Raw genomic sequence first — 20,494 nt, forward strand, 5'->3', positions numbered from 1 at the left:
TAGCTTAAAATTCAATCTAAAAAGACTATTTTTTTTTGATTATGAGAATGAGGGACTTTTTCTAACACGCCTAAAACCCCTAAATCTTTCAAATGGGTGTAGTCTGGCTTGTCAGTTTCTACAAACACGCTCAAGCCCAAACGCCAAGAAAATTCTACCATGCCCTTTAAATCTTCTTTTAAAAGCTCTTCATCTAAAATGACCCCATCAGATCCTTGAACAAGGGATTCTAAAAGCTGGTAATGGCTGATGAAAAAATCCTGATGGACTATCATAGAGCTTGCATGGCGGCGCAATAACCCTAAAACTTCTAAATCAAACACGCTTGGTGCGCCTATTTCGTATAATCCTTTGAAATTGACAATGACGCAATCGGTGTGGGTGTTTTCTTTCAAAAGCTTTTCTAAAACCTCATCAGGGGTTACAAAAACACAATTTTTGGTTTGAGAAATGATTCTAGGCAAGTAAGGGTTATACGACAGGCTTTTACCCAGCATTTCATAAGAAAGCATACCCTCTTTTAAGGCTAAGCTTTTTTGTAAATTTTCTAAAATCCCTATTTCTTGCATTCTTGAATGATCTTATTGTGTTCTTTCAATTCGGGTTCGGCTTGGATAGACTCTTTAGCGATGCTAGAAAAAATTTTTTTAGCCTCCAAGCAATTCCCCAATTTGTAATAACCCCATGCTAAAGAATCCAAATAAAGCACTGATCCAGAATCCAAAGCTAAGGCCTTCCTCACAAAATCCATGCCCCTTTTAATATCCATGTCATAATCTATTAAGGAATACCCTAAAAAATTATAAAAGAAAGCGTCTTGCGCGTCTTCTTTATCTTTAGTTTTAGCAAGCCAAGCTTGGCGCTCTTTGGTGGCTTGCTCTAATTTTTGAATGATAGGCAGCATTTCTTCTTTGGTGAGCTTTTTATTTTTCGCGCTCAAGCTTTCATAATGATAAATAGCCTCTAATCCTAAGAATTTAGGGTCTTTTCTTTCTTGATAGATCAAAGAAGCTTGTTTGGAAGCTTGATCGAATTTTTTTTGCGCGGTGTATAAATCCAACAACAAACGCCTATCAAAAGGGAATAATTCTGCGATTTGCTGGGCCTTATCAAACTCTTTTAACAAGATTAATACCCCTATGTAAAATTGGGCGTTTTGAACGATAGGGTTTTTTTCATACAAACGAGCGAAAGTCGTTTTAGCCAAATCAAGCTCGTTAAATTGCGTGAAAGTGTTGAGCGCTTTTTGGCACAATTGCTCTGAGCAACCATACCTGTCTATATGAGATTGCAACAAGTCTAAGCCTTCTTTTTTGCGGTTTTGCAAAAAATAGATTGTAATGAGTTTTTCTAGGCTGTCTTCATCATGCACTTGGTTATAAAACTTATTCAACAACGGGAAAGCCTTATCCAAACGCTTTTGAGTCAAATACAAAGTCCCTAACACATTATCTGTGGCTATGGTCTTTTCTTCTTTACGGATTTTGTGTAATAGTTCAATCGCCTTATCAATCTGCCCCATTTGCACATAGCCATCCACTAAAATCTTATTGATAGAAACATCGTTACGATTGTTGGTGACTTTTTGATAGAGCATGGCTAAATGCATAGCGGTTTTAATGTCCCCTAAGCTCGCCGCTGAAATGGCCGCTTCTTTAGCATACACCACCTTATTGGTTTGCTTGTAAAGATTCATATAGCCTTTTTGAGCGGCAACAAAATCCCCTCTATGGAAAGCGTCTGAACTCAATAGGATTTGATGATCTTCTGAAAGGGTTTCAGCCTTAAGGCAAGAAAACAGACTAAAAAGCAATATATTTGCTAAAAATCTTTTCTTTGTTTGAATATTCATTATTTTATTTCCTTTTTTGTATCACTGAAGTGAATTTTAGCGCACTTTAGTTTCTTTGGTTTTTTGTGTGATGCCCGGACAGCTTTTACAAAAAGCTTCCTTTCGCTCTTTAGAAAAAGTTTTCACGCTCTCCCAAAAAGGGAAAGTTTGGCATTGTTTAGGGCGCACGCTATAAATCTGGCATTTTTTCGTCTCTAAATCCAAAAACACGCACGCTAAACCCAAATCTTTAGCGTCTTTTTCTAATAAAGAGAACTTATACCCCACCTTTTTAACGTATTTTTGGCTGAATTCTTCTAATTCTAATTTTAAAAAAGCGCTAATTGTTTGCATTTCTTGGATATTTAAAAAAATATACCCGCTTTCTCCCACGCAACACTTCGCCCCACAACTCTCGCATGCCTTATGGTCAAAACTAAAATCAAAATCTTGCATCAAACTACCCCTAATCCTATTGGAAATCAATGCTCACGCTAAATTGCACCAACAGCCCTTCATTATCTTTAGAAATCTTAAAAGGTAATTGGCTTTGAGCGCTCGGTAAATACTTGTTGATTAAGGTGAAAAAAAGATAGGTTTTTTCTAATTCGCTCGCTCTGGCCATGATGAAAAATTGGGTTTTTTGAAGAGGGTTTTGAGAGAGCAAGGGTTTGATTTTATAAACATCAAAACATTTTTTTAAAATCTTTTCTAAAATCCGCCTGGACTCTTCATCATTAAAAATTTTTAATAAGGATTCACCCGTTTCTTTTTGACTGCGATAGTTTGCTAGAGCTGTTTCAAAATGCCTTTGCGCGTATTCTAAAACGCTTTTTTTACGATTTTCTTCTAAAAGGATTTTTTTTAATTCCAACATGCTAGGCCATAGAAAATACTCGGTATTGAGCCAACCAAATAAGGAAAAAACCCCTAAAAAAACAAGGTTTTTAATGATAAAACCCACATCGCCTGATTGCTCTCTGTCCAGGTGTGAAAAATGCAATGGTTTCATTTAAGAGACTCCGGGTTTTTTATCAACAAGGAATTAGAAAAGTTGGTGGAAACAAAATTAAACCACCCGTCGCTTAAGGGGAAAAATTCCGCCCTAGAATAATCAAACATGGGGTTTAGTTTGTTTTGAAACAAAAAATAAAAGGCTTCTTTAGAGGGGGTTTTACCACTCACCACCACGCTTTGCTGGTCTATTTCAATACTATTAATAGTAATAAGATCCGGCACAATATTCAAAAGCCCTTGCAAAACATCTCGTATATCATCATTGTAATTCAAACGCTTTTTGGCTTCTTTAATCAGTTTTAAAGTTTCATCAGTCTTTACCTGCAAGCGGCTGATTTCATGGCGATAGAGCCTTTCTTGGATCGTTAAATCAGACGCGTTGTCTTGAGTGCTTTTAATAGCGTTGTGCATAAACCACACTAACCCCCCTATTATTACAAAAGATAAAAAAATGTAAAAAACCCAAATTTTAGAAAGCTTGCCGATAAGGTATTTCGCTCTTGGCTCAATGTAACTAAAACGCATGCTTTTCATTCTCCATGCGCGCTAAAACATTTAATTGTTCCACTAAGGAAAAATCAAGCCTATCCACTTCTATCATCAAAGTTTCTTGCAAATGCATTAACGCTTTTTGATGGATTTGACAGCTATCCAAAACAACCACTTTTTCCACAAAGTCTATATCTCTAGAATAATAGACGCTGCGCAATCCCTCTTGCAAAACATCTGCAATCAAGGGGATATTCGTCATGCCTTCAATCAAACTATAAGCGTCCTCTGTTATTTTTTCGCCATTATCCTTACTGCTATCTAGGCCTATCGCTTCTTCAAGGCTGTCAATATCTTCTTGGATTTCACTCAAAAACAAATTCACAGTCTCATTATCCATTTCCATAGAATCTTCTTCTTTGCTCTCTACAAACTGTTCAGGTTGTTCTTCTAAAAACACAGATTTAGCTAAAAAAATCTCTTTTTTGTCCGCAATCAAAAAATAAAACCTTGAACGCTCCAAAAGCAAATACAATAATGGCTTTTCTTCTAACATGTCGCGTATAAATTCATAAATAAGGCTAAAAGGCGAAAACAAAAAATCCACGTCCTGGATTTTAAAACGCTTGAAATCCTTTAAAAAATCCTTAGATTCCACATAAACGCAATACTTTTGATTGACTTCACAAGTTTGATAATCCTGATTTTCTCGCTTGATTTGTTCAAACGCCTGTTTTTCGCATAAAACCTCTTTAGCTTTAACCATTGCGCTAAAATAAGTATAAGGGTATTTTTGGCTATAAGTTCTGGCGATTTTTAAAGCTTGAATGGGGACTTCGCCGTTTTTTGTTTCCACTTTAGCCTCAAAAGTTTTAAAAAATTTCTCTTTAATGCGATCGTTTTTGATCCTTATGACTTGAGTGGATAAAAGATTGTGATCCACATTAAAAGAGATATACACTTGAGAGCAAAATCTCTCTTTAAGTGCTTTTTTTAACCCTTTAAGCACCCAAACCCCTTTGAGATTCTTCAAATCCAACAGAATCCATACGCGTCTTTAAATATTCTTTAGCCTTTGAAAGCTCCCATTCTTTAGGGATAATTACAGATTCTAGCATGTGATAATGCACTTCGCTAAAAGGTTTAGGGATTTCAAATTGATCCCAAGTGTTCAACCGCCATGCGTTTTTACAAACCACCCGACAAGCACTAATCCCCACGCCTGATTTTTGAGCCAAAGCGATCACCCCATCCGCTATGCTGTGTCGTGGGCCTTTGGGGCCATCAGGAGTGATAGCGACATCACAGCCCTCTTTTAAGCGTTTAAGCCCTTCTATCAAAACCTTAACCCCCCCTTTTTTGCTAGAGCCTCTAATGTTTTTAAAACCAAAGCTTTCAAACAAACCCGCCGCAATAGAGCCGTCAAAATGCTGGCTTGCGATCACATAAACAGAAGGTTTTTGAAGCCTTAAATACGCAAACCCGATCATGCCAAGCTCCCCATGCCAACAGCTCACAATGAAGGGTTTTTCTTTTAAATTTTGAGCTAAAAAATAGCGGTTTTTACAAGTTTTATGCAACAACCAAAGGACTCCAAACGCCAAACGAGGGACAACCTTTAAAACGATATTTTTCCTGAAAAATTTTAAGCTCAATTCTCGCCTTTAAACCCGCTATTCATTAGTTATTTTGATTAGTTGCCTTTAGCGGTCGCTATCAAGCGCCCTTTGGAATGAGAAATGATTTCCACTTTTACAAGCTCGCCCGGGTTTCTTTTTTCTTTACAAGTTACTTCAATGAATTTCCCCGTATCGCTGCGCCCCTCAAAACCCACGATTTGATTATCCATTTCACGCCTATTTTCCACCAACACCACATGCGTTTTACCCACTTCTAACTTGGCTTTTTCTTCTAAAATTTCTTTGTGCCTGTTTTGCAACCTCTCTAACCTTGAAGATGAAACCTCTAATGGCACTCTTTCCTTCCAAGCTCCCGCTTCCGTGAAAGGGCGTGGGGAGTAAATAAAGCTATAGAGCGTGTCAAAGCGCACTTTTTCTAGCACCTCCATCGTGTCTTCAAAATCCTTATCGCTCTCATTAGGAAAGCCCACGATAATATCCGTGCTAATGCCCACTTCAGGCACTAAGGCTTTCAACCTCTCCACCCGATTTAAAAACCACTCTTTACTATAACCTCTTCGCATCATCTTTAACACCGCACTAGATCCGCTCTGTAAGGGCATGTGGATACTCTTACACACTTTAGGGTTTTTGGCAAAGCGCTCTAAAAATGCATCATTCATGTGCAAGGGGTGAGGCGAAGTGAATCGTATCCTTTCAATGCCTGGAATTTCGCTCAATTTATCCAACAAATCGCTAAAATTAACTTTCGCATGCTCGCTACTGAAACGCGCACCATAATTATTCACATTCTGTCCTAAAAGCATGAGCTCTTTAGTGCCGTTATTCGCCAATTTCTCAGCTTCTTTTAAAATCAAATCCATAGGGATAGAAATTTCTTTCCCCCTAGTGTGTGGGACAATGCAATAAGCGCATTTCTTATCGCAACCTATGGAGATGTTTAATAACGATCGGATTTGAGCCTTTTTTTCAAAAAATTCAAACGCATACACGCTTTCATCATAATCAATCGCTACCTCAACGGCTTTTTCTTTATGGATCACTTGAGAGATTTTAGACACGTTCCTAGCTCCTAACACAAAGCTCACGCTCGGGGCCTTTTTCAAAATATCCGCTCCCATGTGGCTTGCAGTGCACCCGCAAACCCCAATTTTGGCGTTAGGTTTTTTGATTTTAGCGAATTGACCGATTTCTGAGAATAATTTCCGCTCAGGCTTTTCGCGTACGCTGCAAGTGTTGATCAAAATCAAATCCGCTGTTTTAGGGTCATTGGTCTCTTTATAGTCTAGTTTGGAAAGCTCGCTCAACAAATGCTCGCTATCCCTAGAATTCATCGCACAACCCATGGTTTCAATATAAACTTTCAACACAAGCCTTTAAATAATGTGCAATTCATAAAGAAAATCTTTTTCATCAGTGCTGACCCTCACCTCATCTAAATAAGCCGTATGGCCTTTTTCTTTGAAAAAATCCACCGCTTTAAGCATGTCTTTGTGGGCGTTTGTGGGGGCAAAATAAAAAATAGAACGCTTGTCTTCATTGAATTTTTTATACAAATCCTCTAATTCCACGCTCTTAGCGTCTGATTTTCTCGTGTTTTTGGCTAAAACTAATTTCATAAACTCTCCTTAATTGATTTAATCTTCTCATTTTAACGCATTCTGTCTTTAAAACAAATTAGATCACCCTTTTCCCCCCTAAAAACAAGCGCTCCACTTCTTTAGCATGCAATAAAAATTGCAAAATCGCTTGCTCTTTAGTGAATTTTTCATCAAAACCAAACACGCTCAAATCCGCCCTCTTGTTGGCTTGTATCTCGCCATTATTCAAAGCTAAAGCTTTAGCCCCATGCCTAGTCGCTCCTAAAAGGGCTATTTTAGCCAATTCCAATAACGGCATGTTATGGGTGAGCAAAAACGCCCTTAATTCGTCTAAAAGGCTCAGCGAAACGTTAGAACTCAAGCCATCAGTGGCGACGCTCACGCTCAAACCGGCTTCTTTGGTTCTCTCTAAATCCAACGCTTTCCCGCTCAATAAGCGGTTAGAAAAGGGGCATGTGATTAAAAAAGCGTTTTTGACTTGAGACTTGATCTTTTTTAACACTTCCAAAGAAGCGAACTGGTTATGCACGAATAAAGTGTGCGTGTCTTTAAACATGTCAATGTAATCGTTCGTGCCCTCATAGAGCGATTTGAAATTAGACTCCTTTAAAAAATGCTGGTAAAAATTTTCAAACCACCCTTTAGAGTTTTCTACCCATTCTAATTCTTCAAACGATTCTAAAAAATGCGTAGAAAGCAGGCTTTGTGAATCTTTAGCTAATTGAATCACGCTCAAAGCCATGTCTTTTTGAACCGAATAAGGGGCATGCACCGCGAGAGCGGCTTTAAGCTTTGCATCTTCTAAATCTTTTAACTCTTTAAATTTTTTCTCAAACGCTTTCAATTTTTCTAAAGAATAACGACTCCCTAAAAACTCTAAAAACACGACAGCGTTCAAGGGGCTTTCTTTTAACAAATTAACTTCTATCAAGTGGTTAGAAATCGCTCCCACGCTCCCCACCCCGCTTTTTAATTGCACAGCGATAGCGTTTTGAATAGCCCCTTGGCAATTTTCTAAAATCGCCCCCCCATTGTTTAACACGCTCCCTAACCAGCCAGAAAAACTCCCGTAATCAAAACTCGCCTTGTTGTTGGAAAATTCAAAATGGGTGTGCGCGTTGATAAAAGCGGGCAACAGAACGGAATTTTCAAAAAACTGCGCCTTTAAGTGGGGGTATTTAAGCGTTAAGCTTTGATAATCGCTTATTTCAACAATCTTTTCATCAAAGACCACGCCATAATCTTCTAACACTTCGCATTTTTCATTGCATAAAAAAACTAAAGACGCTCCTATGATTTGCATGCATTCTCCTTAATAAATGTGGTTTGCCCTTTTAAGATCATTCTTTGCACTTCGCCATACAATTCCAAACCATAAAAGGGCGAATTTTGATTACTCACTCTTGTTTGAACGTTTAAATCCACGATCATCAAATTAGCTAATTGGTTTTCTTTAACCTCGCCTGCATTGAGTTTTAAAAACTCCGCTTGATTGATCGCCATGACTTTAATGAGCTGTTGGAAACTGATAACCTTTTTTTGAACTAAAAAAGTGTAAGCCACGCTAAAAGCGTCCTCTATGCTCTCACACCCAAACGCGCTTTCTTCAAAAAGCTCTGCGTTAGAATTTTTAGAAGCATGAAGGCTTGTGAGCATGGCGATTTCGTTATTTTTTAGGGCTTCTTTTAAGGCGTTTTGGCTTTCTTTATCCCTTAAAGGAGGAGCGATTTTAAATCGTGGTTCATAATCTTCATACACGCTCTCATCTAAAACTAAATGGCTTAAGGGCGTTTGGGCTTGTAATTTCGCCCCTAAATCGTTAAAGGCTTTGATGAGTTTGAGCGTGGCGATGCTATTCACTTTATCTAAAAGCACAGGGATTTGTAACGCTCTAGAAACCTCCATGAAACGCACCAAGCGCGTGTTTTCAAACGCATTTTCCACAAAATTTTGTCCCAATTCATAGGCTAATTCCCCGCTATTTAGGGCTTCAAAAGAATTTTCCAAAGAGATTAAAAGAGGCAAGTTGTAGGATTTGGCATAATGGCTGATGAGTTCTAAAAAAGCGTCAGATTGCGCAATTAAAATTTCCCCCCCTTTATTTTTAAGCGTAGCGATGTCGGCTAGTTGGTTGTTTTTGAGCGCCATGATATTTTTAATACCGCTTTGATCGCAATTAAAAACATTGAGTAACCCTACCCCCCCTTTAAAAGCCTTTTGTTTTAAATTTTCATAACCCTCTAAACCAGTAACGCTCAAGTCAATGAAGCTTGGCAGCACGAATAAATCCCCACACTCAACCACTTCTTCATTATTAATAGGGCTTAAGTTTTCTTTAATCTCTATAATGAGGGAATCTTTTAAGCGAATGTCTGCTCTTTTTAAAATCTCATCATCATAAAACGAAGCGTTTTTTAACAGCATCAAACCCTCCTAATTTTGTAAAAAGTTAGTCAGGCTTTCTAAAGAATTTGTCATGATCAATATTCCCATTAAAATAAGCACCACCCCTGAGACGATTTCAATCGCGCGGTTGTATTTCTTTAAGGATTTTAAAAATAAAAGCGCTCTTTCTAGCATTAAAGCCACCAATAAAAAAGGGATCGCTAAACCCATTACAAACACCACCATAAGCATTAAGCCGTAAGCGTCCTTACTCGCGCTCATGATCACTATAGAAGTGAATATCGGCCCAATGCATGGCGTCCAACCCAAAGCGAAACTCATGCCCAAAAGAAAGGGGTAAAAGCGTTGCATGCTATTAGATTTGCTCGCTAAACGAACGCTTTGAGTTTTATACAAAAATGAAAAACGAAACACGCCTAAAAAATGCAAACCAAAAAGGATCACAATCCCCCCAGCGATATAATTCACCCAGGAAAACGAAAAGCTATGGATAAGCTTGGCCATAGACATGCCTACGCCCAAAAACACGAGCGAAAACCCCACTACAAACATCAAGGATTTTAAAAAAACCGAAACCCTTTTAGCCTTACCATCTTTAATATCCTCTAAAGAAATTTGAGAAATATAAGACATATACGCTGGGATCAAAGGCAACACGCAAGGGCTTAAAAAAGTTAAAATCCCAGCTAGAAGCGAAGTTAAAAGAGGCGCTGTGTCAAAGAGATTAACAAGCGTGTTATCAAACATCATTCAATCCTTTTTTCAAAATAACCATTTCTTATTTTTTAGGATAACCAAACTTCACTTAATCTTAGGCACAATCTCGTTATTTTCTACCACAAACGCCACGCTGTCATTCTCTTTAATTTTATCTTCTAAAATGAGTTCAGCGAGCTTGTCTTCTACCATTTCATAGAGCACGCGCTTTAAGGGTCTAGCGCCATAAAATCTGTCAAATCCCGCTTCGGCGATCAATTCTTTTGCCTTTTCGTCTAGGGTTATATTAATACCCCTTTCAAGCGCTTTTTTTTGAATGTTTTCAAAGAGTATCCCCACGATATTAATGATAGCATGGCTATCTAGGGCGTTAAAGGAGATGATTTCATCTAAGCGGTTTAAAAATTCCGGCTTGAAAAATTGCCTCAAGCTCTCTTTGATCGCTTTTTGTTTGTCGGCTTCACTCAAATCTTCTTCTAAAAGCGCGCCGCTAGCCACATTGCTGGTTAAAATCAAAATCGTGTTTTTGAAATCCACCCTCACGCCCTTGCTATCGGTTAAATGCCCCTCATCTAAAACCTGCAACAAGAGGTTAAACACATCCGGATGGGCTTTTTCCACTTCATCTAACAGCACCACGCTATAAGGCTTTCTGCGCACCGCTTCGGTCAATTGCCCGCCTTCTTCATAGCCCACATACCCAGGAGCAGCCCCAATAAGACGGCTTATAGCGTGCTTTTCCATGTATTCGCTCATGTCAATTCGTATAAGATTTTTATCGCTATCAAACAAGAATTGCGCCAAGGCTTTAGCGCTCTCGGTTTTACCCACGCCTGTTGGCCCTAAAAAGAGGAAACTCCCTATGGGTTTATTGCTATCGCTAAGGCCGGCCTTATTCCTTTTAATCGCTTTAGCGATCGCTTTGAGCGCTTTTTCTTGCCCCACCACTCTTTTTTGCAATTCGCTTTCAATGTTTAAAACCCTATTTTTTTCGCTTTGGAGCATTTTTTGGACCGGGATGTGCGTCCATTGGCTCACAATCTCAGCAATGTTGTTTTCGGTTAAAGCGTTTTGTAATAACGCCCCGTTTTGTTGCATCGCTTCCCATTTATGCTGCAATTCCTCTTCTTTCTTTTTATTTTCAGGGATTTTAGAGTATTCAATTTCACCCGCTTGCTGGTAATCCCCATTGCGCTTAAATCTCTCAGCCTCTTTTTTCAAGCTTTCCATTTCCATTTTCAAGCGTGAAATTTCTTTGAACACTTCTTTTTCGTTTTCAAATTGCGCTTCTAATTGGATTTTTTCTTCTTTCAAATCGCTCAATTCTTTAAGGATTTCTTGCATGCGTTTGGCATTGCTCTCTTTTTTTTCCATTTCAAGGGCTTGTTTTTCCATTTCCAGTCTTTGAATGGAGCGCTTAACGCTAGAGAGTTTGGCCGGCTCTGATTCCATTTGCATTTTTAATTGAGCCGCTCCCTCATCAATCAAATCAATCGCTTTATCGGGTAAAAACCTATCAGTGATATAACGGCTAGAGAGTTTGGCGCTCGCTATGAGCGCGGAGTCATTGATGGTGATATTATGGTGCGTTTCTAAAGTTTCTTTTAACCCCCTTAAAATCTGTAAAGCTTCATTGATGCTAGGCTCATTGAGTAAAATGGGTTGGAAACGCCTTTGTAACGCCATGTCTTTTTCAAAATACTTGCGGTATTCTTTTAAAGTGGTCGCTCCAATCGTGTGCAATTCCCCCCTAGCTAGAGCCGGTTTTAAAATATTCGCCGCGTCCATGCCCCCCTCACTAGCCCCAGCCCCCACGATCGTATGGATTTCATCAATGAATAAAATCACATTCGCGCTTTTTTTAACTTCTTCAATCACCTTTTTCAGGCGCTCTTCAAACTCGCCTCTGTATTTCGCCCCAGCCACCAACAAGCTTAAATCTAAAGCGACGACTCGTTTGTTCAAAAGCGTTTTAGGCACTTCCTTATTCACAATGCGTTGGGCTAACCCTTCCACAACCGCTGTTTTCCCCACTCCAGGCTCGCCCAGTAAAATAGGGTTATTTTTTGTTTTTCTGATCAAAATTTGCATCATGCGAATGATTTCTTCATCTCTTCCGATCACGGGATCTAGCTTATTTTCTAGGGCTTTTTGCGTCAAATCAATGCCAAATTTTTCTAAACTTTCCAAATTGGAATCGTCGTTTTTATCCTGGATAGTCCTGCCTTTTCTTAAAGATTCTAAAGTTTTTTGCAATTCCTTAGTGTCTAAATAAGGTTTTAGAACGCTTTCAAAAAGGCTCATGTTCGCCACAAGATACACATCGGTAGCGATGAAAGAATCGCCCCTTTTAGCCATCAAACCTTGAGCGTTTTCTAAACTTTCTATTAGAGCTTGGTTTAATTGGATATTTTGCTTGCTGATTTGTGAAACTTTAGCGAACTTATTTAATTCGCTTTGAACGCTAAGCCTTAAAGCTGGAATATCCACAGGCATTTTTTGTAAGGCTTGAATGAGAATGCCTTGGGAATTATTGAGCATGGCAAAAAGCGCATGTAAGGGCGTTACTTCAGCGTTTTTATGGTGTAAGGCTAGAGCGATCGCGCTGTCTAAAGTTTCATGCAATTGGTCAGTCATTTTTTCAAATAAATTCATTATCAATCCTTTTTGAGTTTTAAAATCTTTACTATTTTACACTATTTTAACCCTCAAAGGTTTTTAAAACGCTCACACTAACGATAAACTCTCTAAAATACGCTTTTTAGACAACTCGCAATATTCTTTTTCAACCTCTAAACCCACGCTAAAACGCCCTAAAGCATTAGCCTCTAAAATAGTCGTGCCAGATCCGCTAAAAGGATCAAAAATCGTGTCTTCCAAAAAAGAAAACAATTGGATGCAACGCCTGGGTAATTCCCTTGGGAATGGGGCTGGGTGCTTTAAGCGCTTTTTGGATTCACCGCTAAAATTCCATAGCCCATTAGTGTAGAGCAAAAATTCCTCTTTACTGATTGTAGAAGTTTGTTTTTTTTTCGTTTGTATTCGTTTTTATAAAAAACGACAATCAACTCCACAGGAGCGATCGCATAGGGCGCGCTAGCTTGAAGCCAACTCCCCCAAGCGGTGCGTCTTGAAATATTGCTTTCATTCCAAATGATCGTATTTTGGTATTTCCAACCGCATTCTTTAGCCACTGTAGTAATATCAGCCCCTAAACTTTGCTTGCCATGTTTATTCGTATCCAAAGGGACATTCAAGCACAATCTCGCTTGCTCCTTACCCCAAAAATAACAATTTTTAAGCCAATTTTTACACCAATTCAAATAATCATCATAAGCCCTAAAATCATTACTCCATTGGTATTCAATGCTCAAATTATAGGGCGGTGAAGTAACGCACAAATCATAAAAACCTTTTTCAAAAGTCTCTAAAACGCTCGCATCGCCATGGTATAAATGCAATTTTTCCAAACTGAAATAAGGTTTCATAAAAGCCTTTTTAAATCTTCTAATAAATTCTCTATGCCCTTAATTTTAGAGCTTTGATCAAAATGGCTTTTGGCTAAATAAAGGCCATCTCATTCATGCTCCATGACGATGCTTTTTTGGGCTTGTCTTTAAAACTGATCTCCTCATCGTTATCCGGTGTTATCATAAAGACTTTAATGTGAGAAGTTACAGGCGATCGTAAGAGTTTTAATTTCCAATAAGGCGTTTCTGTGAAACGCTCTCTAAACGAATTTTTTACCGATAAAATCGCTGGAATTTTGATAGTATCCTTGTTAGTTTGATAAAGAATAATATCGGGTAACACGCTATATTCTCCAAAATGCACCCATAAAGCCCGTTTGACTCTATCCAACTCGCCATTAATGCGCTTAGCCCTTAAGATTTTATCGTTCGTCATTTTGACATTGTTTTTAATACAGAAATCTTTTAATAAAAGTTCTATGATTTTTTCTAACACCCTTCCTATGGTGCTGACAAAACCTTGTCTGGCCAAAATGCTGGCTTCTTCTTTGCTTTTATTTTGCTTGATGTAATCGTTCATTTTATGGTTTAAAAAGCGTTCTTTTTCTTGCGCGTAAAAAACCTGCAAAAACTTGTAAGGCTCAGGTTGTTCTCTCATAAAATCTTTAAAACGCTCTAAAATAATATCCGCTAAACTCAATCCAAACACCTTAATCCATAGAAATCCATCAAATTATAATACAAAACCTTTTTATAATGGCTGGTGTTTTAAACAGGCTATAATATTGACAGAATTTAATCAAAGGGCTAGATATGCGATTTTTAAATCAATCTTTAGGATTTTTTAATAAGGGGTGCTTTGAACCCATTGACAGAAACTTCATTACAGAAAGCTATCAAGCACTAAAGCCGATTGAAGAAATTCAAAATAAATACAATAAACATGATAACGATTCATTTTTGAATGAATTGAGAGATAGCATGGTGGCTTTATATTTAGATTATGATCTCATCAATACCCAAAAGCATGGCCTTGATGCCAAAAGAAGTTCAAGCGATGAATTTTTAGAAATCAAACAAGTATCTTTTCAAAGTAAAACTTGGAGCGCGACTTTTAATGACACCACTTTAGAAAAAGCCAAAGTTTTTTGCGATATTAAAACGACTTTAGCCGTGGGCGTTTGGAATAATATTTCTAATCTCTTATTCATTGTTTATGGAAAGCACCCTGAAATAGGATTGTATTTAGAGCAAAAAGTAAAAGAGTGTCATAATGAGAGCAGGCGTTCAACTCAAACGATAGGGGTTAGTAAATTAATCAAAGAATTTGAATTTAAAATGAAACCCATTGATTTAAAAGGACAAGAGCTTATCAACCTTTTTAATCTTAAATTTGGCCATTTTTCTTGGGAAAACCACCTTGCATAAAGTTTTTATCATGGAAGCTTTGGAGTGTTTGAAAAGGATAGAAAAAGAAAGCATCCAAACGATCTATATAGACCCCCCTTATAACACTAAGAATTCTAATTTTGAATACGAAGACGATCATGCTGACTATGAAAAATGGATTAAAGAACATTTGATTTTAGCAAAGGCTGTGTTAAAACAAAGCGGTTGTCTTTTTATTTCCATAGATGACAATAAAATGGCTGAAGTTAAAATCATTGCCAATGAAATTTTTGGAACGCGCAATTTTTTAGGCACTTTTATCACTAAACAAGCCACAAGGTCTAACGCTAAACACATCAATATTACCCATGAATATGTTTTAAGCTACGCCAAAAATAAAGCGTTCGCTCCTTGTTTTAAAATCTTACGAACGCTTTTGCCTGTTTATGCTAAACCATTAAAAGATTTAATGCGAACGATTAAGAATGTTTTTAAACAAAAAGGACAAGCTCAAGCCCAACTTGTCTTAAAAGAACAAATCAAAGAGTTATCCCAAAAAGAACATTTTAATTTTTTAAAAAATTATAATTTAGTGGATGAAAAAGGTGAGATTTATTTCGCTAAAGATTTATCCACGCCTTCAAACCCACGCAGTGTAGCGATACAAGAAATCAATCTTTTTTTAGAACCCCTAAAAAGCAGAGGGTGGAGCAGCGATGAAAAGCTTAAGGATTTATATTATCAAAATAGACTTATTTTTAAGAACAACCGCCCTTATGAAAAACATTACCTAAAAGAATCGCAAGATAATTGTTTGAGCGTGTTGGATTTTTATAGCCGACAAGGCACAAAAGATTTAGAAAAATTAGGCTTAAAAGGGCTTTTTAAGACACCAAAACCTGTAGAATTGATCAAATATTTATTGCTATGCTCCACCCCTAAAGATTCTGTTGTTTTAGATTTTTTTGCAGGCAGCGGGACAACAGCGCAAGCGGTTATAGAAGTTAATAGGGATTATGATTTGAATTGGTCTTTTTATTTGTGTCAAAAAGAAGAAAAAATTAAAAATAACCCGCAAGCTGTTAGCATTTTAAAAAACAAAGGGTATCAAAACACGATTTCAAACATCATGCTATTGCGTTTAGAAAAGATCATCAAAAGAAGTGAATACGAAATTTTAAAAACAAAATCCATTTTATTTTAAATATTATTTTTCAAACCCCTACGCTTTACTCACGCTCAAAATTTCAGCGCTCGCTCTGGCTTTTTCATTGCTCAATTCAATTTTGTCGCCCCTTTTTAATACCTCTAATTCCACCGCTTGATTATTTTTACTCACAAACGCCCCGAATTGGGGTAATTTCAAATGCGCATGAGCGAGTTTAAGGGCGTTTTCTAGCCTGTTTAAGCGCTCTGTTTTAGTGTGTAAAAAAGGGCTTGTAAAGAACTGGGTAGAAATCTTTTCTAAAAGCGTTTTTTTAAAGCGTAAAAATTCTAGGATTTTATTTTCTAGGGCGATTTTTAGTTTCTCTAGTTTTAAAGCGTTTAAATGGTGCTTGTTTTCAAAACTCAATCGTTTCAAAGAAGCCGCTAAATGCTCTAAATGCGCCTTTTTTTGGTGGAGCAAAATTTTAAAGGAGCGTTGCAATTTCACATTAAACCCATCAAGTCTTTGCAACCATTCATCGCTGCTAGGGAGCAAAATTTCCATCGCGTTTGAAGGCGTAGAAGCCCTTAAATCCGCCACTAAATCGCTCAATAAAAAATCGCTCTCATGCCCAATAGCTGACATGCTGAAAGTTTTAGCCAAATACAGAGCATCAGCGATTTTTTCATCATTGAAAGAATACAAATCCTCCATGCTCCCCCCACCCCTAGCCACTACAATCGCATCAAAAGCGTTTTTTGTGTTATGAAAACTATCCGCATAAGCGATGCTCTCCACCACGCTTTGAACGCACCCCTCCCCTTGCATTAAGGTATTGATGCAGACTAATTCGCATATCGGCCATCGTTTGGAAGCGATCTTTTTCATGTCCGTCCAAGCGGCTGAATTTTGAGAAGTGATGACTGCCACTCGTTTAGGAAAACTTGGCTTGGGTAATTTATTTTCTTCATCAAAATAGCCTTTAAGGCGTAACTTTTCTTTCAATTGCTCTAAAGCTAAAGTTAATGAACCTATATCTTTAGGCTCTATTTCAAAGCAATTGATTTGATAATCCCCCCTTGGAACATACACGCTAACACCCCCAAAAACAACCACTTCCTGCCCTTCTTTTAAAGCGAATTTAAGCCTGTTAGCGTTCCCTTTAAACAGCACACATCTAATGACTGATTGGCTGTCTTTGAGCGAAAAATACGCATGGCCGCTCACCTTATGGATAGTCAAATTACTCACTTCCCCTTGAACCCTAACTTGTAAAAAAGTCGCTTCTAAAAGGGCTTTGATTTGCGCGTTGATTTCGCTCACGCTCAACACATGCATCAACTCCCCCTTTTATAGCAAACGAGTGATGTCATTGAAAAGCCCTAAAAACATGACAAAAACCAAAAACCCCACCCCCACTAGCCACAACGCATTTTGTATGATCACAGGCAAAGTGATATTAAAAATATTTTTAAAAATAACCCCTAGCATTTGCCCCCCATCTAAAGCGGGGATGGGCAGTAAATTTAAAATCCCTAAATTGATAGACAAAAACGCCCCAAACAACAAAAGCATGCTCAAATTATTGGCATGGCTTAACGCTCCCACAATGCCTATTACCCCACTCAATTCCTTAACTGAAGCGCTCCCCATAATCAAACGCCTTAAAGAATCCACAATCAAAACAACACCCTCTTTAAACCGACTTAAGGCCTGCTTGAACGCTTGAATTAGGGAATAAGAAACAATGCCTGTTTTTTGCATGTCCGGTTTAATGCCTATCACCTTGTATTGGATCATTTCATTAGGATCATTAGATTCGCTTACCACCGCCACGATTTTGGGGGTCAGTCGTTTTTCTAAAACCTGGTTGTTTCGCTCTATTTCTACAACCAACTCGCCTTGAGAGCGCGCCACTATCCCTCTAATCTCTCCAAAACTCGCTATTTTTTTGTGGTTGATAGAAAGGATTTTATCCCCCTTTAACAGCCCAGCTTCTAGCGCGTTATTTTCTAAACCGCCAATGACGGGCAGTAAGACTTTTTCCCCGCTCAATGCCAGAAAAAAATACACTAAAATCGCAAAAAGAAAATTGAAAAACGCCCCCCCAAACAATATCCATAGCTTTTGAGAAGGGCTTTTTTGCACATAGCTATCATCCGCTTGATTAATTTCATTTTCTTCATTTTCTTCTTTATCCATGCCCTTTAATTTCACATAGCCCCCAAGCGGGATCAAAGACAAAGCGAATTGCGTGTCAAAAAGCCTAAAAAACCAGAGTTTTTTACCAAAACCAATGCTAAAAACTTCTACCTTCACCCCACAAAACCTAGCAATAGTGAAATGCCCTAACTCATGGACAAAGATCAAAAACGCCAGCATTAAAACCGCTGCAATCAACATCATACCCCTGCAGGCTCTTTGGTGTTAGGATCTTTTATCATCGGCTCTTTTAAAGGCGTGGGCGCTGTAGTTTTTTGGCTTTCTTTATTTTCTTTTGGGGGTTTTTGCCACAACTCTGTCAAAGCCGCCGCTTTTTTAGGATCCATTTTGGCCAAAATTTTACCTAATTCTTGGGGTTTTAGCGCCATTAAAATTTCTAAGGCGTTTTTGGTGGGTAAATTTTCTAAAATCAGAGCCGATTTAGAATCTTTCATTTTAGAATAAGTCTCGCCGATCTTACTCTCTTTAGCCTGCTTGATTTCTCTTAAAATTTCTTCATTTTCTTCTACCAAATTTTTAAGGCGTTTTTTTTCTTCAGCTTGTAAGGTTTTAAAGGCTTCTTCTTTAGCGGCTAAATTTTTCAGTTTTTCTTCCACTTCTTTTTCTTTTTGGTTTAGCAGATCGTTTTTTTCATCTAAAAGGCGGGCGTTTTCGGTTTGTAAGATCCTTAAAGACTGCTCTTTTTCGCTCAATCGGCGCAAATCGTCTTTTAATTCGGCTTTTTTAGATTCAAAAATCGCAGAGCATCGCAACAATTCTTGTGCGGCTTCTTCGCTAAAAAGCGCTTGTAAAATCAAGCCCATTAACAAGATTTTACGCATGCAAGCCCCCTTTTTGCCAGTGTAAAATCATAGCGTTTTCGTCCAAAAGAGCCTGCTCTTTTTTTTCCACAATTTCCTTTTCTTTTTGCTTTTCATTTTCTAAAATGATTTTAGCTTTTTCTAATTCCTGGTTAGCCAAAAAATAATCTTTTTCTAAAACTTTTAAATCCTTAGTTAAATTCTCGCCCTCTTGTTGGTAATATTCTATCTCCATTCTTAGAGCGCTTTTTAATTGCTGGATTTGTAAAAAAAGGCTCATTCCCCCCAACTCAGGGTTTTTAAACGCGCTCAATTGGGCTTGTTTGTCCAAAACTTCTCGCTCGTTTTGTTGCAATTCTAAACGCTTGCTTTCAAGCTTTTGCTCTATTTTTTCTAACGCAAGGGTTTTTAATTGCACCAACACAGAAGCGAATTTTTTCATAGAAAAATCGTGTCTTCTCTTTCAGGGCTTGTAGAAATAAGGCCAATTTTTACCCCCACTTCTTTTTCAATAAAACGAACATACTCTCTAGCGTTTGGCTCTAAATCCTCTAATTTTCTCACGCCCGCGCTTTTTTCCCAGCCTTTAAAAGTTTGATAAATAGGCATGCAATCTTTCAAATCGCTAGGGAAAGCCTCTAATCTTTCGCCCTTTCTTTCATAAGCCACGCACACTTTAATCGCATCAATCCCATCCAAAACATCTAATTTCATTAAAGCTAATTGCGTGCAACCATTCAAAGCGCAAGCGTATTTTAAAGCCACCAAATCCAGCCACCCGCAACGCCTTGGGCGCTTGGTTGTCGTGCCAAACTCCGCGCCCTTAGTCCTTAAATGATCGCCCATGGGTGTAGTGTCTTCGCTAGGAAAAGGCCCGTTCCCCACACGAGTAGAATACGCTTTCGTGATGCCTATCACTTCATTGATCGCTTTAGGGTTTAAACCGGTGCTCACGCATGCGCTAGCGCTAGTGGTGTTAGAGCTTGTTACAAAAGGGTAAGTCCCTAAATCAATGTCTAAAAGCGTGCCTTGCGCCCCTTCTAATAGGATTTTTTCACCTTTTTTATTCGCTTCTATCAGCATGCTTGTGGTGTCTTTGATAAAGGGGCGGACTTTTGGGGTGTATTGTTTAAAATACTCCCTCAAATCTTTTTCGTAATCCTCGCCCAAATCATACGCTTCTTTAAAAGGCTCAATGGCTTTGAAATGCGCTTTTAGTTTCTCTTCTAATATGGTATCGTCTAATAAATCCCCCATTCTTATCCCGCTTCTGGCCATTTTATCCTCATAGCAAGGGCCTATGCCTTTTTGAGTCGTGCCGATGTTTTGAGATTTTTCTTTAAAAGCGTCTTTTTTGGCATGATAAGGCAAGATCACATGGGCTCTGTCGCTGATGAACAAACGATTTTCTAAATCCTCAAACGCGCTGATTTCTTCGCACAAATCCTTAATACTCACGACCACCGCGCTAGAAATGATATTCTTGCATTTGGGGTATAGTGCTCCTGAGGGCATTAAATGCAAAGAGTGCTTAACCCCCTTATGCACAATGGTATGCCCCGCATTATGCCCGCCTTGATAGCGCACCACAAAGTCATAATCTTTAGCGATCCTATCCACAATTTTTCCCTTCCCCTCATCTCCCCACTGGATCCCCACAACGACATCTGCCATAAAATATTATCCTTAAAACAAAGTAGATTGGATTGTTTAAAAGCTTGTTAGAATACCAAAAAAAAGTAAAAAGCCTCTTTATAAGCCCTA

General features: G+C 38.2%; 20 protein-coding genes and 2 pseudogenes. 2 read left to right on the forward strand and 20 right to left on the reverse strand.

From position 1 onward, the window contains the following. Positions 1-11: 11 nt before the first annotated feature. From EAL87_RS02465 to EAL87_RS02535, 15 genes and pseudogenes are all read right to left on the reverse strand, one after another. On the reverse strand, positions 12-569 hold the full coding sequence (locus tag EAL87_RS02465) for a beta/alpha barrel domain-containing protein (protein ID WP_120912834.1): 558 nt from the start codon (positions 567-569) through the stop codon (positions 12-14). Continuing rightward, on the reverse strand, positions 557-1,852 hold the full coding sequence (locus EAL87_RS02470) for a tetratricopeptide repeat protein (protein ID WP_120912835.1): 1,296 nt from the start codon (positions 1,850-1,852) through the stop codon (positions 557-559). Before EAL87_RS02470 ends, EAL87_RS02465 begins: the two co-directional genes overlap by 13 nt. 36 nt (positions 1,853-1,888) lie before the next feature. Beyond that, a complete protein-coding gene (locus tag EAL87_RS02475) occupies positions 1,889-2,287 on the reverse strand; it encodes a YkgJ family cysteine cluster protein (protein WP_120912836.1) in 399 nt (132 codons plus the stop codon). 16 nt (positions 2,288-2,303) lie between these two features. Beyond that, complete coding sequence (locus EAL87_RS02480) at positions 2,304-2,843, reverse strand: hypothetical protein (protein ID WP_120912837.1); 540 nt, start codon at positions 2,841-2,843, stop codon at positions 2,304-2,306. Further along, positions 2,840-3,373: a hypothetical protein gene (locus EAL87_RS02485; protein ID WP_120912879.1), complete on the reverse strand. Its 534-nt coding sequence runs from the start codon at positions 3,371-3,373 to the stop codon at positions 2,840-2,842. Before EAL87_RS02485 ends, EAL87_RS02480 begins: the two co-directional genes overlap by 4 nt. Beyond that, positions 3,363-4,346, reverse strand: coding sequence for a hypothetical protein (locus EAL87_RS02490; protein ID WP_120912838.1), 984 nt, complete (start codon positions 4,344-4,346; stop codon positions 3,363-3,365). The genes EAL87_RS02485 and EAL87_RS02490 overlap by 11 nt, the downstream gene beginning before the upstream one ends. After that, the gene (locus tag EAL87_RS02495) at positions 4,339-4,992 is read right to left on the reverse strand and encodes a lysophospholipid acyltransferase family protein (RefSeq protein ID WP_000053527.1); all 654 of its coding nucleotides are present in this window, start codon (positions 4,990-4,992) and stop codon (positions 4,339-4,341) included. Before EAL87_RS02495 ends, EAL87_RS02490 begins: the two co-directional genes overlap by 8 nt. Before the next feature lie 38 nt (positions 4,993-5,030). After that, positions 5,031-6,344 (reverse strand): tRNA (N6-isopentenyl adenosine(37)-C2)-methylthiotransferase MiaB, encoded by a 1,314-nt coding sequence (gene miaB / locus EAL87_RS02500; RefSeq protein ID WP_120912839.1) that lies wholly within the window; start codon positions 6,342-6,344, stop codon positions 5,031-5,033. A gap of 9 nt (positions 6,345-6,353) precedes the next feature. Then, positions 6,354-6,596 (reverse strand): nuclease, encoded by a 243-nt coding sequence (locus EAL87_RS02505; protein WP_000780053.1) that lies wholly within the window; start codon positions 6,594-6,596, stop codon positions 6,354-6,356. Between the two features lie 58 nt (positions 6,597-6,654). Beyond that, entirely contained in the window at positions 6,655-7,881 is a 1,227-nt protein-coding gene (locus EAL87_RS02510; RefSeq protein WP_120912840.1) for an adenosine deaminase, read from the reverse strand. Then, positions 7,869-9,002, reverse strand: coding sequence for an amidohydrolase family protein (locus tag EAL87_RS02515; RefSeq protein WP_120912841.1), 1,134 nt, complete (start codon positions 9,000-9,002; stop codon positions 7,869-7,871). Before EAL87_RS02515 ends, EAL87_RS02510 begins: the two co-directional genes overlap by 13 nt. Positions 9,003-9,011: 9 nt before the next feature. Then, positions 9,012-9,731 (reverse strand): cytochrome c biogenesis protein CcdA, encoded by a 720-nt coding sequence (locus EAL87_RS02520; protein WP_162972539.1) that lies wholly within the window; start codon positions 9,729-9,731, stop codon positions 9,012-9,014. 54 nt (positions 9,732-9,785) lie between these two features. Continuing rightward, positions 9,786-12,356, reverse strand: a complete 2,571-nt coding sequence (locus tag EAL87_RS02525) for an ATP-dependent Clp protease ATP-binding subunit (RefSeq protein WP_120912843.1) — start codon at positions 12,354-12,356, stop codon at positions 9,786-9,788. A gap of 72 nt (positions 12,357-12,428) precedes the next feature. Beyond that, positions 12,429-13,189: pseudogene (locus tag EAL87_RS02530) on the reverse strand (DNA-methyltransferase). Beyond that, positions 13,186-13,871, reverse strand: a pseudogene (locus EAL87_RS02535) (BsaWI family type II restriction enzyme). The pseudogenes EAL87_RS02530 and EAL87_RS02535 overlap by 4 nt, the downstream one beginning before the upstream one ends. A 113-nt stretch (positions 13,872-13,984) precedes the next feature. Here EAL87_RS02535 and EAL87_RS02540 point away from each other — a divergent pair. Both EAL87_RS02540 and EAL87_RS02545 read left to right on the forward strand, forming a co-directional pair. After that, the gene (locus EAL87_RS02540; protein ID WP_120912845.1) at positions 13,985-14,599 is read left to right on the forward strand and encodes a hypothetical protein; all 615 of its coding nucleotides are present in this window, start codon (positions 13,985-13,987) and stop codon (positions 14,597-14,599) included. A gap of 10 nt (positions 14,600-14,609) precedes the next feature. After that, positions 14,610-15,764: a DNA methyltransferase gene (locus tag EAL87_RS02545; RefSeq protein ID WP_162972552.1), complete on the forward strand. Its 1,155-nt coding sequence runs from the start codon at positions 14,610-14,612 to the stop codon at positions 15,762-15,764. 18 nt (positions 15,765-15,782) lie between these two features. Here the strand turns inward: EAL87_RS02545 and xseA are convergent, their stop codons facing one another. The 5 genes from xseA to purA are packed head-to-tail and all read right to left on the reverse strand — an operon-like array spanning position 15,783 to position 20,404. Next, the gene (gene xseA / locus EAL87_RS02550; RefSeq protein ID WP_120912846.1) at positions 15,783-17,045 is read right to left on the reverse strand and encodes an exodeoxyribonuclease VII large subunit; all 1,263 of its coding nucleotides are present in this window, start codon (positions 17,043-17,045) and stop codon (positions 15,783-15,785) included. 12 nt (positions 17,046-17,057) lie between these two features. Continuing rightward, positions 17,058-18,113 carry an RIP metalloprotease RseP gene (gene rseP, locus EAL87_RS02555; protein WP_162972541.1) on the reverse strand — a complete coding sequence of 352 codons (1,056 nt, stop codon included), beginning with the start codon at positions 18,111-18,113 and terminating at the stop codon, positions 17,058-17,060. Continuing rightward, positions 18,110-18,751, reverse strand: coding sequence for a MotE family protein (locus EAL87_RS02560; protein ID WP_120912847.1), 642 nt, complete (start codon positions 18,749-18,751; stop codon positions 18,110-18,112). The genes rseP and EAL87_RS02560 overlap by 4 nt, the downstream gene beginning before the upstream one ends. After that, positions 18,744-19,172, reverse strand: a complete 429-nt coding sequence (locus EAL87_RS02565) for a flagellar export protein FliJ (protein ID WP_120912848.1) — start codon at positions 19,170-19,172, stop codon at positions 18,744-18,746. Before EAL87_RS02565 ends, EAL87_RS02560 begins: the two co-directional genes overlap by 8 nt. Next, the gene (gene purA, locus EAL87_RS02570; protein WP_120912849.1) at positions 19,169-20,404 is read right to left on the reverse strand and encodes an adenylosuccinate synthase; all 1,236 of its coding nucleotides are present in this window, start codon (positions 20,402-20,404) and stop codon (positions 19,169-19,171) included. Before purA ends, EAL87_RS02565 begins: the two co-directional genes overlap by 4 nt. Positions 20,405-20,494 lie beyond the last annotated feature (90 nt).

The organism is Helicobacter pylori (assembly GCF_003636935.1).
GTDB classification, from domain to species: domain Bacteria; phylum Campylobacterota; class Campylobacteria; order Campylobacterales; family Helicobacteraceae; genus Helicobacter; species Helicobacter pylori_CH.

Bases quoted from the DNA above. Each gene is read 5' to 3' on its own strand.
- EAL87_RS02515 (WP_120912841.1), bottom strand. From the start codon at position 9,002: ATGCTGTTAAAAAACGCTTCGTTTTATGATGATGAGATTTTAAAAAGA.
- EAL87_RS02505 (WP_000780053.1), bottom strand. From the start codon at position 6,596: ATGAAATTAGTTTTAGCCAAAAACACGAGAAAATCAGACGCTAAGAGC.
- EAL87_RS02560 (WP_120912847.1), bottom strand. From the start codon at position 18,751: ATGCGTAAAATCTTGTTAATGGGCTTGATTTTACAAGCGCTTTTTAGC.
- EAL87_RS02465 (WP_120912834.1), bottom strand. From the start codon at position 569: ATGCAAGAAATAGGGATTTTAGAAAATTTACAAAAAAGCTTAGCCTTA.
- EAL87_RS02545 (WP_162972552.1), top strand. From the start codon at position 14,610: ATGGAAGCTTTGGAGTGTTTGAAAAGGATAGAAAAAGAAAGCATCCAA.
- EAL87_RS02510 (WP_120912840.1), bottom strand. From the start codon at position 7,881: ATGCAAATCATAGGAGCGTCTTTAGTTTTTTTATGCAATGAAAAATGC.
- EAL87_RS02520 (WP_162972539.1), bottom strand. From the start codon at position 9,731: ATGTTTGATAACACGCTTGTTAATCTCTTTGACACAGCGCCTCTTTTA.
- EAL87_RS02525 (WP_120912843.1), bottom strand. From the start codon at position 12,356: ATGAATTTATTTGAAAAAATGACTGACCAATTGCATGAAACTTTAGAC.
- xseA (WP_120912846.1), bottom strand. From the start codon at position 17,045: ATGCATGTGTTGAGCGTGAGCGAAATCAACGCGCAAATCAAAGCCCTT.
- purA (WP_120912849.1), bottom strand. From the start codon at position 20,404: ATGGCAGATGTCGTTGTGGGGATCCAGTGGGGAGATGAGGGGAAGGGA.
- rseP (WP_162972541.1), bottom strand. From the start codon at position 18,113: ATGATGTTGATTGCAGCGGTTTTAATGCTGGCGTTTTTGATCTTTGTC.
- EAL87_RS02565 (WP_120912848.1), bottom strand. From the start codon at position 19,172: ATGAAAAAATTCGCTTCTGTGTTGGTGCAATTAAAAACCCTTGCGTTA.
- EAL87_RS02470 (WP_120912835.1), bottom strand. From the start codon at position 1,852: ATGAATATTCAAACAAAGAAAAGATTTTTAGCAAATATATTGCTTTTT.
- EAL87_RS02480 (WP_120912837.1), bottom strand. From the start codon at position 2,843: ATGAAACCATTGCATTTTTCACACCTGGACAGAGAGCAATCAGGCGAT.
- EAL87_RS02475 (WP_120912836.1), bottom strand. From the start codon at position 2,287: ATGCAAGATTTTGATTTTAGTTTTGACCATAAGGCATGCGAGAGTTGT.
- EAL87_RS02485 (WP_120912879.1), bottom strand. From the start codon at position 3,373: ATGCGTTTTAGTTACATTGAGCCAAGAGCGAAATACCTTATCGGCAAG.
- EAL87_RS02540 (WP_120912845.1), top strand. From the start codon at position 13,985: ATGCGATTTTTAAATCAATCTTTAGGATTTTTTAATAAGGGGTGCTTT.